Annotated in this window: 9 protein-coding genes; 1 reads left to right on the forward strand and 8 read right to left on the reverse strand. The window is 63.8% G+C overall.

All coding sequences use genetic code 11. The features are described from left to right. Nucleotides 1-114: 114 nt before the first annotated feature. The 8 genes from HOP53_RS03310 to HOP53_RS03345 all read right to left on the reverse strand — a co-directional run bounded on the left by HOP53_RS03310 (nt 115) and on the right by HOP53_RS03345 (nt 11,694). On the reverse strand, nt 115-1,167 hold the full coding sequence (locus HOP53_RS03310) for a tetratricopeptide repeat protein (protein WP_234268673.1): 1,053 nt from the start codon (nt 1,165-1,167) through the stop codon (nt 115-117). Then, nucleotides 1,113-2,117, reverse strand: a complete 1,005-nt coding sequence (locus HOP53_RS03315; RefSeq protein WP_234268674.1) for a tetratricopeptide repeat protein — start codon at nt 2,115-2,117, stop codon at nt 1,113-1,115. The genes HOP53_RS03310 and HOP53_RS03315 overlap by 55 nt, the downstream gene beginning before the upstream one ends. After that, nucleotides 2,117-3,100 (reverse strand): tetratricopeptide repeat protein, encoded by a 984-nt coding sequence (locus HOP53_RS03320; RefSeq protein ID WP_234268675.1) that lies wholly within the window; start codon nt 3,098-3,100, stop codon nt 2,117-2,119. The genes HOP53_RS03315 and HOP53_RS03320 overlap by 1 nt, the downstream gene beginning before the upstream one ends. 28 nt (nt 3,101-3,128) lie before the next feature. Beyond that, nucleotides 3,129-6,371, reverse strand: coding sequence for a hypothetical protein (locus HOP53_RS03325; RefSeq protein ID WP_234268676.1), 3,243 nt, complete (start codon nt 6,369-6,371; stop codon nt 3,129-3,131). Then, nucleotides 6,368-7,192, reverse strand: coding sequence for a DUF4123 domain-containing protein (locus HOP53_RS03330; RefSeq protein ID WP_234268677.1), 825 nt, complete (start codon nt 7,190-7,192; stop codon nt 6,368-6,370). Before HOP53_RS03330 ends, HOP53_RS03325 begins: the two co-directional genes overlap by 4 nt. Beyond that, on the reverse strand, nt 7,177-9,273 hold the full coding sequence (locus tag HOP53_RS03335) for a type VI secretion system Vgr family protein (RefSeq protein WP_234268678.1): 2,097 nt from the start codon (nt 9,271-9,273) through the stop codon (nt 7,177-7,179). The genes HOP53_RS03330 and HOP53_RS03335 overlap by 16 nt, the downstream gene beginning before the upstream one ends. Before the next feature lie 160 nt (nt 9,274-9,433). Next, a complete protein-coding gene (arsJ, locus tag HOP53_RS03340) occupies nt 9,434-10,651 on the reverse strand; it encodes an organoarsenical effux MFS transporter ArsJ (RefSeq protein ID WP_234268679.1) in 1,218 nt (405 codons plus the stop codon). Then, nucleotides 10,648-11,694, reverse strand: coding sequence for an ArsJ-associated glyceraldehyde-3-phosphate dehydrogenase (locus HOP53_RS03345; RefSeq protein ID WP_234268680.1), 1,047 nt, complete (start codon nt 11,692-11,694; stop codon nt 10,648-10,650). The genes arsJ and HOP53_RS03345 overlap by 4 nt, the downstream gene beginning before the upstream one ends. Before the next feature lie 70 nt (nt 11,695-11,764). Here HOP53_RS03345 and hrpB point away from each other — a divergent pair, with 70 nt between their 5' ends. Beyond that, the gene (gene hrpB, locus HOP53_RS03350; RefSeq protein WP_234268681.1) at nt 11,765-14,284 is read left to right on the forward strand and encodes an ATP-dependent helicase HrpB; all 2,520 of its coding nucleotides are present in this window, start codon (nt 11,765-11,767) and stop codon (nt 14,282-14,284) included. The last annotated feature ends 9 nt before the right edge of the window (nt 14,285-14,293 follow it).

The raw sequence follows: 14,293 nt of genomic DNA on the forward strand, positions 1-14,293 counted from the left end.
ATTCATCCTTTGCGGCTTGAGCTTGCTCATCGAGCGCCAAGGCAGTGGGTATTGCTAGAAGCGGTAGCACCACAGCTGCCAGTGCCGCCGCGATTTTGAGTCCGCTTATCGGCATCAGAAGCCAAATTTGTCTGGGAAATGGGAGAGCGGTGGCTCGCGGTTGAGCCATTCTTCCATCATTCGCTCGCCTTCGGTACGTTGTTCAGGAGTGACGTTGTCTCCGTAAATACGTAGGGCTCGTTCAGAAGTAGTGCCGGGTACCTCTTCACTAATAGCGAGAAGAATAGCCCAGCCTTTAGCGGGATCTTTCTCTGTTTGACAAATCTCGCGCTCTTCAGCATCAGGGACGATATAACAAGCTGCTTGCCAGCGTCTGCCGTTAATATGACCGGCCTCAGAGGCTTGCACCATCCATTCCCAGGCTTCTTCAAGACGCCCAAGGTTGTTCAATACAGATGAAAGATCATTCATAGCCGGGGCATAACCGGCTTTGGCGGCCCTGCGATGCCATTCCGCTGCTGCTTCCAGACGTTCGGTCTCCGTGGCGTAGCTCTCCTCATCGTCACGCGCTAAATGGCCGAGCCAGTTCATGGAGTCCAGATTGCCGGCCTCAGCCGAGCGCAGAAGCCAATCCATGGCCTCATCGTGCTGGTCAAGGTAGGTATAGATATCGTAGAGCGCACCCATGGCATCGGCGTCACCCGCTTCGGCCTTGGGTAGCGTGGCGGCGAGGGCTGCTTCGCGCCAATCGTTACCCTCTTCAGGGCAAACGTCACCCAGCTCGCAGGCGCTGCCATCATAGAGGCGCAGCATGGCATGGGGCTCTCCCAGTTGAGCGGCTCGGTGGTACCACTCCAAGGCGGCTAATGAAAGTCCACGACTTAACAGGCGGTTCGCTTCGCCCAGATAGTACATGGACTCAACGTCACCCTGTTCAGCGGCTTGCTCCAGGTAGGGCTGCATTTTAATCCATTGATGAATGCCCCATAGCCGCATGCCCTCATCCTTGGCGGCTTGCGCTTCCTCATCGAGCGCCAAGGCGGTGGGCAGCGCCAGAGATGAGAGCGTCAGGACTGCTAACAGCGCCGCGACCTTAAGCCGGCTTTCTAGCATCAGAAACCAAACTTGTCCGGAAAATAGGAGAGGGGTGGCTCGCGATTGAGCCATTCTTCCATCATGCGCTCGCCCTCTTCGCGCTGCTTGGCAGTGACGCTATCGCCATAGGTGTAATATTTTAATGCGTTTTCGGAAGATGAACCCGGCACTTCTTCACTCAAAGCTAGAAGAATAGCCCAGCCTTTAGCAGGATCTTTCTCTGTCTGACACATCTCATTTTCTTCTGAATCTGGCTCTATGTAGCAAGCCGCCTGCCAAAGCCTACCATTGATATGGCCGGCCTCAGAGGCATACACCATCCATTCCCAAGCCTCTTCATGACGCCCAAGATTGTTCAATACAGATGAAAGATCATTCATGGCCGGGGCATAACCGGCCTCGGCGGCCCTGCGATGCCATTCCGCTGCTGCTTCCAGGCGTTCAGTCTCCGTGGCGTAGCTCTCCTCATCGTCACGCGCTAAATGGCCGAGCCAGTTCATGGAGTCCAGATTGCCGGCCTCAGCTGAGCGCAGAAGCCACTCCATGGCCTCATCGTGCTGGTCAAGGTAGGTGTAGATATCGTAGAGCGCACCCATGGCATCAGCATCGCCTGCCTCAGCCTTGGGCAGCGTGGCAGAGAGGGCCGCTTCGCGCCAATCGTTGCCGTCTTCAGGACAGACAGCACCCAATTCGCAGGCACTGCCATCAGAGAGGCGAAGCATGGCATGGGGCTCGCCCTCTTGAGCGGCTCGGTGATACCACTCCAGGGCGGCTTGAGTCATACCCAGGTGACGCAACCGATGCGCTTCGCCTAGATAGTACATTGCCTCCACATCGCCAGCGTTCGCGGCGATTTCCAGGTACGGCATACTCGTCGTACGTTGATGGGCATTATAGAGCCGCATCCCTTCATCCTTGGCTGCTTGAGCTTCCTTATCGAGCGCCAAGGCTGTGGGCAGCGTCAGAAATGAGAGCTTCAGGGCTGCCAGCACCACCGTGGTTTTGAGTCTGCTTATCGACATCAGAAGCCAAATTTGTCTGGAAAATGGGACAGGGGTGGTTCTTTAACCAACCATCTCTCCGCAACGGCCTCAGATTCGATCAATTGCTCCTCGCCAAGTTTCTGTTTGAAGTCGTTTATGAGCGGGTTGATCATCTCCATATTGGTTGCTTGGACAAGCGCTGTGAGCATGCCCAGTCCTTTGACTACATCTTTTTCATTTTTGCAAAGGGCATCTCTCTCTGGCTCTAGATAACACCATCCAATCCCAAGCCGCGCATCTATGTGGCCTTCGTCGGAAGCAATCTGCATCCACTCCCATGCCTCTTGCGACTGTTCCAACTGCAAAAGCACCAAGGAAAGGTTGTGAATAGCTGGTACATAATCCGCTTCTGCCGCCCTTCGGTACCACTCCGCTGCCGCTTCCAGGCGCTCGGGCTCCGTGGCGTAGTTCTCCTCATCGTCTCGCGCCAACTGCCCGAGCCAGTTCATGGAGTCCAGGTTGCCGGCTTCGGCGGAAAGCAGCAGCCACTCCATGGCCTCATCGTGCCGGTCGAGGTAGGTGTAGATATCGTAGAGCGCGCCCATGGCCTCGGCGTCGCCCGCCTCGGCCTTGGGCAGCGTGGCGACGAGAGCCGCTTCGCGCCAATCGTTGCCATCTTCAGGGCAGACATCTCCCAGCTCGCAGGCACTGCCATCATAGAGGCGTAGCATGGCATGGGGCTCGCCCAGTTGCGCGGCCCGGTGATACCACTCCAGAGCAGCTAGCGAAAGCCCACGGCTTAACAGGCGGTTCGCTTCGCCCAGATAGTACATGGACTCGACGTCACCATATTCAGCAGCTTGTTCCAGATAGGGCTGCATTTTTATCCACTGATGGATTCCCCATAGCCGCATGCCTTCATCTTTGGCGACTTGCGCTTCCTCATCGAGCGCCAAGGCCGTAGGTATCATGAGAGATGAGAGCGCTAAGACTGTCACCGTTATTAGAGGGAACGGGCTCATCGGAGCATTCCTTGTTCTATCGAGGAATTTAAGTGGCACAATTGATTACCCCAAGGCCATTGGAGTGCCTATGGTAATTGGTTTTAGCCAACCCAACTTGCTGGCTACCGGTGCCTATACGCTCCATAAACCTATCCAGCCGATTTCGATTGGTAAGATAGGCAGCATCGCCGGCGTTATCGGACGGCTGGCCATCCGCTGTCATACGCACCACCGCCTTGGTAAAGAGGTATTGTGCCGGAGTGGGGTTCTCGCGACTGAAGCGACACTGTGCGCCGTACACGCTCATCGTCACACCCTCCACGATCCAACCCAGGCAGTTTGAGATAGCGATCTGCTGGAAGTCCAATGCCTGCCGCGCACTGAAGCTCTGGCTTCCACCACGCCCTCGACCTGAGGCTTCTACCTCGAAAGCTCTTGGCTCGCTAATCAGCAAATGCAATAGCGCCCCCAAGGCTTCGGGGGAAAGCTGTTGCACCCAGCTGCGCAGCTCGTCTTTCCGCGGGTCGTTGACTAACACATACGCAATCGGCCCCGCTTTCTGCCCGCCGGTCATGGCCCGGTAGATTCTCTCAATGCCGGTTCTGCCACGTGCGGCCAGCAGCCCCACATTGAGCAGGGTCGTGGTTGCGATGTAGGCCAGCCAGTTCATGCTTTCATAGGCTTCCTGATCGATCCACTCCGGCTTTTCGAAGTTGTTGTCCACCAAGGCCCGGTGGAGCATGACTAGCCATAGATCCAGACTGTCGGGGTCGAGTTCAATGGCAAGGCCACCGCCGGCGCCTTTGCCCAAGACGAAACGTCCCGACACCTTGAACACGAACTTACCGTTCTTCATGCCAAGCGCGAACCCGAGTTTGCCGCCTAACCCCGCAGCTGCTTCGACATCGATCTGAGCAACGCCGATACTGCGCCATCCACTCAGTGATTGGCTAGGGCGATGCATGCCCATGCTGGCCATTGCAGCACGCTGGGGGAGAATGCGCAGCAGGTTTTCTGGGGGCTCCCAATGTACCTCGCAGCGCGTCTCGATGCCGAGGCGCGCCCCGGCAAAAGCATCCACTGTGGCGCCGGTCGCTTCTCGCTTGACCCAGTCGATGCCGGAAATGCTGAGCCCATCCTTGTCGAAGGAGAATCCTACTTCGGTGGCCAGCGCAACGCTGGCGCCAGCGAAGCCTTTGGCAACGGCGTCGAGTACAATGGCGTAGCGACCAAGCTCGCGCTGCTCGCCGCGATTGGTGAGTGTCGCGACGACAGGCCGGGCCTGCTCTCTACTGGGAAGCACGAGCCGCCCCAACGGAAGTTCACCGCGGGCGAGACTAAAGGTGCCCTTGGCTTCCCAGCTATAGGTGAGGTCGACCGAAGGGCTCCACTCATCGTTGGCATCGAGAATCCAGAGGCCAGGCTCCTCCCGATCGAAGGCAACTTCGCTTCGGCTCTCTATTCCCAGCGATCCTCCACGACTCCCTTCCATCTCGAGGTCGAAGAAGGTCAGGCTGGGAGCGTATTCAGTGACATCCCAGGGGGTGTCGCGCTCTCCTTCCTGACGGGCTTCGTTGAGTTCACGTCGTGCCATGCCTACCAACCGCAGCATCTGCGCTTGGGCACTGGCATCGAACAGGCGAAGCTCCTCACGGCTGGGGCCGGTAAAGAGGATTTTTTGCAGCGCCTCGCCCCAGGCTTGCCTGCTGGTGTCATCCAGCGAGGCCACCTCATGGCCCTGCGCTTCCAGATAAGCGAAGAAGCGCTCGGGCTCGAAGAAGCCCATGGGCTCATCGTGCCAATCGAGCCGATGCGCTATTGCTTGGCAACCTCGCCCTTGCAGCCATTGCGAGAGCGCACTCTCGGGGGCATCCCATAGTCGTGCCGGCAGTACTCCGTCAGCTCTGAGTGTGCGCTCTAGCCGCCAGCGCTCGTTGCCGGTCATGGTAGGGATCATCTGCAACAGGCTGATGTGGCTAAGGGACTTCTGTCCCTGCGGTGAGCTGAACTCACGTAGCGGGAAGTCGTTCTGTACCAGAAGCTCTATCTTGCGTTTCTGGTAACCCAGGGCGTGCCGGTCGTCTTCGATATCGGTATGCCAGACCAGCACGCGGCCTGGCTCCATCTCTTCCACGGCCTGGCGGGCTCGCTCATGTAGTTCGTTCAGGGTCTCCTGCAGGGCTTCATAGCGTTGCCGCTCCTGCTCGAAGAGGAAAACGGGCAGTTGGGTTTGCCCACCCGTACCGGACTCCCATTCACGCAGCTTGTTTTCCACCGCCTGGTGCAGTTCGAGGCTCTCCTTGAGCGTACGGCAGTATGCATCGAAGGCTTCCACACCATTGCTTAGTTGGCGCTGCTGTGGGTTGGGAGAGGAGAGGGCCAACTCGGGCGTAGCGATGCCGAGTGATGCAAGCGTGAGGATACTGTGCAGGTAGTCGTTGTATTTGCTTTCCTGTTGCTCGCTCAATTGCTGCACGTAGCCGACGAAGCGGCACTCGTTGGCCGCCTCCCGGGGCGGCATCGTTTCGCATAGCTGGATGAAGCGCTGGTACTCCGCCAGCACGTCTTGCAGTGAGAAGGGTGTGGCTTCGCCTTGCCCGCCAGGATTGAAGTGATACTCCCGCTGAGCCTGAGCGCGGTGCGAGCGATAGGCTTCCAGCGCAGTGGCTATCTCGGCTTCCCAAGGGCCAAAGTAGCCCTCATCTTCCAGTCGATAGCCTTGCTCTCTGGCACTCTCGAGGCCCTGTTGGTAAAGCTGCCTCAGTTGGCGCTCCAGCCGAGAGACTTCTTGAGCGTCTCTGCGGATACGGCTATTCAAGAACTCCAGCATCCCCGGGGTGCTGAATTGATACAAGTGATCCCACATGGTGCGCTGATAAGCAATGCGCGCTTCCAGTGAGGCCTCGTCGTCTTGCGTCAGCTCGACGAGCCGCTCGAAGGCTTCCCGGTAGCGCTGCCGTTCGCCCTCATCGAGAAAGTTCTCGGCTCGGGCCGGCAGCAGGCATTCCAGCCCGGCCTCTACGGTGAGCTTGCGCAGGCGCTCGGCCGGGTCTTCCTCCTGTACCCATTCGCTCAGCGTTTCGCTGGCTTCCAGCAAGATATCGGAAGCCTCTTCGGTCAGCAGCCAGAAAGTACGGGTGCCCGGCAGGTAGAGAATATCGGCCCAGCACTGCTCCTCGCAGACGTGTTGTGCCGTCGCCTCGATGCTGCCGCCCTCCGCCTCCGGTGGCTCGAATCGGCTGATGACATGCGGGTTCTCGGGACTGCCGGGGCGTGCTCCTGTGCTCATACCAGGCTCTCCAATGCTTGTACTTTCTTGCGCATCGGCAAATCGGCGCGCAGTTCCTGTTCGACAGACGGGGAAAACGATTCGCTCTCTTGGCAGATCAAAGGCAGCAGGCGCTTGAGATAGTGAGCTTGCTTGATGCCCGCCGTATCGAGCCTCCCCAGCCGCTCCAGCCATGCCGGCGGCAGCGCCGAAAGCGGTGTCTCGGTTGCCCGGCTGAGCCACCAGGCACGTGGGCTCTCCTTGAGCGCCTGTTCCATTGTTTCGGTCAGTGCGGGAGCTTCGGCTTCGTTGTGCTCTACGGCCGGCTGCCACCGTTGCCAGTGCGTCAGCGGCGTGGGTGTGATGACCTGCCCCAGCGGCCCGATGAGTTGGGCGTAGGCGGTGTCGCTGCTGGCGGCGAGCAGGGCCGTCCAGGCCGCGGCATCCTGCAGGTTCACCAGCGACTGGCCGCCGTGCGGGTCATCGAGGATGAACAGGCGACGCAGATGATCAGCCAGCTCGTTCAGGGGGGTGGCCTGGACCGGCTGGAAGAGCCAGCCGAGGCGCTGTCCGGCACATAGCGAGCCGATGGCCTGCCAGGCGTCACCGCCCGGCGTGAGTTCGACCAGCCAGGGGCTGGCTTCGAGCAGCGGCGACAGCGGCGTGCCGGCGAACAGTGTCAGGTAGTCGTGCCAGCCGGGCTGGCCCACGAGCGCGGCACAGCGTTCTGGGGCGCGGCGCTGATCCAGCACCGCATAAACCGAGCGCTGGGCTTCGAAGCTGCCCGACAAGGTCTCGATACGCTGGCTGCGCTCCTCGATTCGACTCAACCAGCCAGGCATGGGCAGTCTCCCCGGCTGCAGGTGGTCTCGCTCAGCTTGCCGCACAGCGGCAGCAGCGTGGCTTCGCTGAGCTGATAGTCCTTGAGCTTGGGCAGCACGGTGGGCGGTATTGCCTCATGCACCTCCGGCACTGCCCTGCCTGGCAGCAGCGGCGTCTCTACGGCTTGGCCGCTACCGGAGCCGGGGCTGCCTCCGGCGTTGATCTTGACCTTGGGGCCGACCAGGGTGACGCCGCCTCCGTCGAGCTTGAGGAAGCTGCCGCCGGCGTTGAGCGTCATTTCGCTGCCCGCTTCGAGCACCACCTTGTGACCGGCCTTGATGTGCAGCTCGCGGCCGCATTCGCTGAGCCAGGCCTGGCCGGCCTTGAGGTGCAGGGTGCCCTGTACTGTGAGGTGCTGGTTGGCGACGGTCTGCTCATGGCGCTCACTGCGCACGGTGTGGTGTTCGTCGGCGTGGATCTCACCGATGCGGTCGTGGTGCACGGTGAGGAAGCTGTCGTTGCCGATCTCTTCGGTGCGGTCGTTGTTGGTCAGCAGCTCCAGGTCTTTCTGGGCGTGGAGCCAGATCTGCTCTTCGCCCGCTTCGTCCTCGAAGCGAAGTTCGTTGAAGCCTTCGCCTTTGTGACTCTGGGTGCGGATGACGGTACGCGTCTTGTGCGCCGGCAGTTCGTAGGGCGGCGTATTGACGGCGTGGTAGGTGCGCCCGGTGATCAGCGGTTGATCCGGATCGCCCTCGAGGAACGACACCACCACCTCATGCCCAATCCGCGGGATGGCGAGACTACCGTAGCCGCCGCCGGCCCAGCCCTGGGAGACGCGCACCCAGGCGCTGGCGGTTTCATCCGGCTCGGCATAACGATCCCAGGGGAACTGGACCTTGACCCGGCCGTGCTCGTCGCAGTAGATCTCTTCGCCTTCGGGGCCGACGACGAAGGCGATCTGCGGGCCGTCGACGCGGGGCTTGGCGTTGGGCGTGGGGCGCCAGGCGCGGTCGGCGGGGGTGAGGATCAGTTCGTTGTCGAACTTGGTCATCTGGCCCATCCCTGCCGCGTCACCTTGGGTGACACCATCCTCTTCCAGCGCCTGGGGCTGGCTGCCGGTGTGCTTGACCTTGACCACCTGCCAGTCGCGGTTGAGTTCATCGAGATCGTGGTCGGTGAGGGTGAACTTGACCCCGGGGGCGAGCTCGGGCAGGTCGCTCTCGGCGGCGCAGGTCAGGGCGCCGCTTCTGAGGTGTTCGAGGCGGATGCGGGTGAAGGCGTCGCCAGAGGCGTCGGCCTTGTAGCGCCCGGGGTAGTCGTAGTGTTCGTAGTCGTCCCTTTGGGCGTGCTCTTCCAGGTCACCCGCGGCGTGCTCGTGGAGCTGGGCATAGGCGGGGTTCTTGAACGAGTAGTCCTTGAGCGTGACCGAGGCCGGGGCGACCCGGGCGAGCTGCTGGAGCTTGCGTACGTGGCGACTCGGCGGGGTGCCGCCGGCGCGCCCGTGGTAGGTGCGCTCGCCCAGGTGAGCCAGGGTCTGGGGCGCATCGGCGAACACCAGACGATGGGCGCCGTTCGGCGTGTCTTCGAACTCATGGAAGTAGAACAGGCCCTCTTCGGCAGCCAGGCGCTCGACGAAGGCGAGATCGGTTTCCCGGTACTGCACGAGGAATTCTCGAGCCTGCAGTTCGCGGGTGACGGCGAAGGCGACGTCGGTGAGGCCGCGCTCGTCGCACAGGGTGTTGAGCACGGTGAGCGGCGAGACCTCCTGGAAGATGCGCGAGTTGTGGCGCAGGTCGAGACGCCACAGCGCCGGGCGGGCGACCAGGGAGTAGAGCGTGCGGCGATGGCCGCGGTCGCCGCGACCGAACTCGCTGACGACGGCGTGCACCCGGCGCAGCACCTCGCCGTCCTGCCAAATGGTCAGGCTCACCGGGCGGTCGAGCAGCTCGGTGGCGGAGAGGCTGCCGTCGCGGCTGGCGAAACGCACCTCGAGGTGGAAGGGCTGCGAGAGCGCCTCTTCCAGGGTGAAGTCGATCACCGCCAGCTCGGCGCTGTCGACCCCGGCGAGGTCGAGGGTGAATTGCAATCCAGTTGCAGCCATACGCGCGTTCCTTTCAGCAACCTGATGAAAAGGCAGGACAAGAAACGCAAGGTTACGCAAGCGAAACGAAGGCACAAGACGGTAGGTGCATGAAGCGCTGATGGCTGACGTAAATTGTCGGCAATATCTTACAAGTCCCGCCCGACGAATCGGCGGGAGGTCAAGCCTTCCTCGGCAACGCCAGGCTGATCGCCACCGTCGCCATGAGCATGGCACTCGACACCCACAGCGTGGCGCTGAGGCCGCCGGTCATGTAGAGCCAGCCGGAGAGCAGGGTGCCGATCAGCCGGCCCATGGCGTTGGCCATGTAGTAGAAGCCCACGTCCAGCGAGACCCCGTCCGAGCGCGCCATGCGCACGATCAGGAAACTGTGCAGGCTGGAGTTCACCGCGAACACCGCGCCGAACAGCAACAGCCCGCCCAGCAGTACCACGTGCGGCAGCCACTCCAGACCTTGTACTTGAAGGCCGAGCGCGATCAATGCCGGTAGCGCCGCCAGCGCCGCGGCCCAGGCGATGGCGGCGCTGCGTCCCGCCGTACGCCCGGTGATGCGTGGCGCAACCGCCTGCACCGCCCCGTAGCCGATCACCCACAGCGCCAGGAAGCCGCCGACTCGCCAATGGTCCCAGCCGAACTGAGTGGCGAGGAACACCGGCAGCGCCACCACGAACCACACGTCGCGGGCGCCGAACAGGAACATGCGCGCCGCCGAGAGAATGTTGATCGCCCGGCTCTTGGAGAGAATCTCGCGGAACTTCGGCTTGGCCTTGGCGCGGCCCAGGTCGGCGTCGAGGCGGGCAAGCGAGAGGCCGAGCACGCCGGCGAGCATCAGCGCCATGGCCAATATCGCGCCCTGGAAGCCGATCAGCGTGAGCAGCAGCCCGCCGAGAAAGAAGCCCACCCCCTTGAGCGCATTCTTCGAGCCGGTGAGCAGCGCCACCCAGCGGTAGAGCGAGGTGTGCCCCTCGTCGCCCGCCGGCACCAGGCCCTTGATCGCGCTCTTGGCGCTCATCTTGTTGAGGTCCTTGGCGATGCCCGAGAGCGCCTGAGCCGCCATCACCCAGGGCACCGCGAGCCAGGCCGTGGGCACCAGCAGCATGGCCAGGGCGACGATCTGCAAGCCCAGCCCCAGGTTCATGGTGCGGTTGAGCCCCAGCCGTGCGCCCAGCCAGCCGCCCACCAGGTTGGTCACCACGCCGAAGAACTCGTAGAACAGAAACAGCAGCGCGACTTCCAGCGCCGAATAGCCAAGCTGGTGGAAGTAGAGCACAACCAGCATGCGCAGGGCGCCGTCGGTGAGCGTGAAGCCCCAGTAGTTGCCGGTTACCAGCAGGTACTGGCGAACCTCGCGGGGCAGGGCGGCGACGCGGGCGATCATTCCTTGTTGCTCTCCACCCCGGTGGCGTTCCCCACCTTGGCGGCCAGCTCCGCGGTGCGGCAGGCGTAGCCGTACTCATTGTCGTACCAGGCGTAGAGCTTCACCTGGGTGCCGGCCACCACCATGGTGGAGAGGGCGTCGACGATGGAGCTGCGCGGGTCGGAGCGGTAGTCGATGGAGACCAGCGGGCGCTCCTCGTAGCCGAGGATGCCGGCCAGTTCGCCCTCGGCGGCCTGCTTCAACAGCGCGTTGACCTCCTCGACCGTGGTCTCGCGCGCCACCTCGAACACCATGTCGGTGAGCGAGGCGTTGGCCAGCGGCACGCGCACGGCGTGGCCGTTGAGCTTGCCGGTCAGCTCCGGGAAGATCGCGGTGATCGCCTTGGCCGAGCCGGTGGTGGTGGGGATCAGGCTCATGCCGCAGGCCCGTGAGCGGCGCAGGTCAGGCTTTTGTGGAGAGCTGGGGGCGTCGAGGATCACCTGGGTGTTGGTGATGTCGTGAATGGTGGTCATCGAGCCGTGCCGGATGCCGAGCTGTTCGTGGATCACCTTGACCACCGGCGCCAGGCAGTTGGTGGTGCAGCTCGCCGCGGTGACGATGCGATGGCTGGCCGGATCGAAGAGGTGGTCGTTCACCCCCATCACCACGTTGAGTACGCCTTCTTCCTTCACCGGCGCGCTGACCACCACGCGCTTCACGCCCTGGTCCAGGTAGCCCTGGAGCTTGGCGCTGCTCTTCATCTTGCCCGAGCACTCGATCACCACGTCGCAGTCGGACCAGTCGGTGTCGGCGATCTCGCGATTGGTGCTGAAGGCGATGCGCTTGCCGGCCACTTCGATGGCGTCCTCGGTAGACGTGATATCATCGCCGCCGCCGCTCCATTGGCCGTGTACCGAGTCGAACTGCAGCAGGTGGGCGAAGGTGGCGGCGTCGCCGCCCGGGTCGTTGATGCGCACGAACTCGAGGTCCGGGTTGGTCCAGCCGGCGCGCAGCGCCAGGCGACCGATGCGACCGAAACCGTTGATGCCGATGCGTAGGGTCATGTCGGGGCTCTCGTGTCTGTAGAGAAAGTCGTGAGTGAACGTCGGTGGCGAAACATATGGCAAATCGTATATGAAGCGAGATGACAATTCGATGACGCCCGGCGGCGAACTGCCCATCGATGCCCAGCTGCCGGCGATCCGCCAGGCGCTGGCCGCGCATTCCCGCGTGCTGCTGGTCGCCGAGCCCGGGGCGGGCAAGACCACCCGGGTCCCGCTGGCGCTGCTGAACGAGGCCTGGTGCCTGGGCGAACGCGGCGCAGGCCGCCTGCTGCTGCTGGAGCCGCGGCGGGTGGCCGCCCGCCTGGCCGCCGGCTTCATGGCGGAAAGCCTGGGCGAAAGAGTCGGCGAGACCGTGGGCTACCGCATGCGCGGCGAGAGCCGGGTGGGGCCCAACACGCGGCTCGAGGTGGTCACCCAGGGGGTGCTGACGCGAATGCTGCAGGACGACCCGCTGCTCGAAGGGGTGAGCGGCATCGTCTTCGATGAGTTTCACGAGCGCAGCCTGGAGGCCGACCTGGGGCTGGCCCTGGCGCTGGATGCCCAGTCGGTGCGTGACGATATGCGGTTGCTGGTGATGTCGGCCACCCTCGACGTCGAGGCCCTGCTCGGCGTGCTCGGCGAAGCCACGCCGCTGCTCGAAAGCCAGGGGCGAAGCTTCCCGGTGGAGACCCGCTATCGTCCACACAATGCGAGAGATGATGCCGCAAGCCAGCAGGCCAAGGCGATAGGGGAAGCGTTGGCTCTGAGCGAGGGCGACGCCCTGGTATTCCTGCCCGGGGTGGCCGAAATCCGCCGCCTGGCGCGGGAGCTGGCGAGCCGCCAGCCCGAACTGGCGGTGCGCGAGCTGCACGGGCGGCTGCCTCTTGAAGAGCAGCGCCGCGCCCTGAAGCCCGAACCTGACGGCCGGCGTCGCGTGGTGCTCTCCACCGCCATCGCCGAATCCAGCGTCACCGTGGATGGCGTACGCATCGTCATCGATGCCGGTCAGGAGCGGGTGCCGGTGTTCCAGCCGCGCAGCGGGCTCAGCCGGCTGGAGACCCGTCGCGTCAACCGTGCCAGCGCCGACCAGCGTCGCGGTCGTGCAGGGCGCCAGGGGCCGGGGCTTTGCCTGCGGCTGTGGGCTGAGGAGCAGCCGCTGCCGGCCCACGGCGAGCCGGAAATGCTGCAGGCCGATCTCGCTCCGCTGGCCTTCGAGCTGGCTCGCTGGGGCATCGTCGACCCGGCCGGGCTGGCCTGGATCACGCCGCCGCCCGCCGGGGCGCTGGCCGCGGGGCGGCGTCTGCTGCAGCGACTCGGCCTGATGGACGAAGGCTTCCTGCTCACCGAGCTGGGCCGTGCTTGCGTGCGCTGGCCCACCCATCCGCGTCTGGCGGCGATGTTGGCGCGTGCCGGCGAACTCGACGCTGTGCCGCTGGCCTGTGCCCTGGTAGCGACGCTGGAGGGGCGTGATCTCGACGGCGAACAGGACCTGGAGCGCACGCTTCAGGCTCGCCTGGCGCAGTCCGCCGCTCACCGTCAATGGCAGCGCGAGGCTCAGCGCCTGGCCCGGATTGGCGGCGTGGGCCTGGAGGTTTCGAGCTTGGCCCCGCTGGGGGAGCTGCTGGCGCTGGCCTATCCGGACCGGGTGGCGCAGAGACTCCAGCAGGAGGCCGGACCGGGTCGCTTCCGCCTGGCATCCGGGGGCCTCGCGACTTTGCCCGAGCGCCATCCGCTGGCTCATGCCGAGCTGTTGGTGGCCGCCGATCTCGACGGCCAGGCCAGCGGCGCGCGAATCTTTCGTGGCGTGGCCATCGAGCGGGTGCGGCTCGAGGCGCTGTTTCCCGAAACGCGAGAGTGGCGGGCGAGCCTGGAGTGGTCGGAGGAGCAGGGGCGCCTTATCGGCGAGCAGGTACGCGGCCTGGGGGCGGTGGTGCTCGAGCGCAAAGCGCTTTCGTCGCTGCCGCCGGAGGCGGTGCGCCAGGCCCTGCTCGACGCCCTGCGCCGGCGCGGCGAGCTGCCCTTCGACGACAGCGCCGAGCAGTTGCGCGGCAGGGTAGCGCTGCTGCGCCAGGCGTTGGGCTCTCGGGGGGATCAAGACTGTGATGATGAGCAGGGTTGGCCCGACTGGTCGTTGCCGGCGCTGCTCGATGAACTCGAAGCCTGGCTGGGGCCGCACCTCGACGGCGTCAGAAGCCTCGACGCGGTGGCGCGCCTGCCGCTGGGTCGCTTTCTGCTCGACAGCCTCGACTGGTCGCTGCGCAGCCGGCTCGATGCGCTGGTGCCGGAGCGTCTCGAAGTGCCCAGCGGCTCGCAGATACGCCTCGACTACACGCCGTGCCTGGAGGGCCGGGCGCCGGTGCTGGCGGTGAAGCTGCAGGAAACCTTTGGCTGGCAGGCGTCGCCGCGAGTCGCCGAGGGGCGGGTGGCGGTGCTGTTGCACCTGCTCTCACCGGCGCGGCGCCCGCTACAGGTCACCGCGGATCTCGCCAGCTTCTGGGCCAACGGCTACCCCGAGGTGCGCCGCGAGATGCGCGGCCGCTACCCCAAGCACCCCTGGCCCGAAGACCCCACCACCGCCGAGGCCACCGCTCGCACCAAGCGGCGCTCATGAGCCGGCGCT

The organism is Billgrantia ethanolica (assembly GCF_021404305.1).
Taxonomy (GTDB): Bacteria; Pseudomonadota; Gammaproteobacteria; order Pseudomonadales; family Halomonadaceae; genus Halomonas; species Halomonas ethanolica.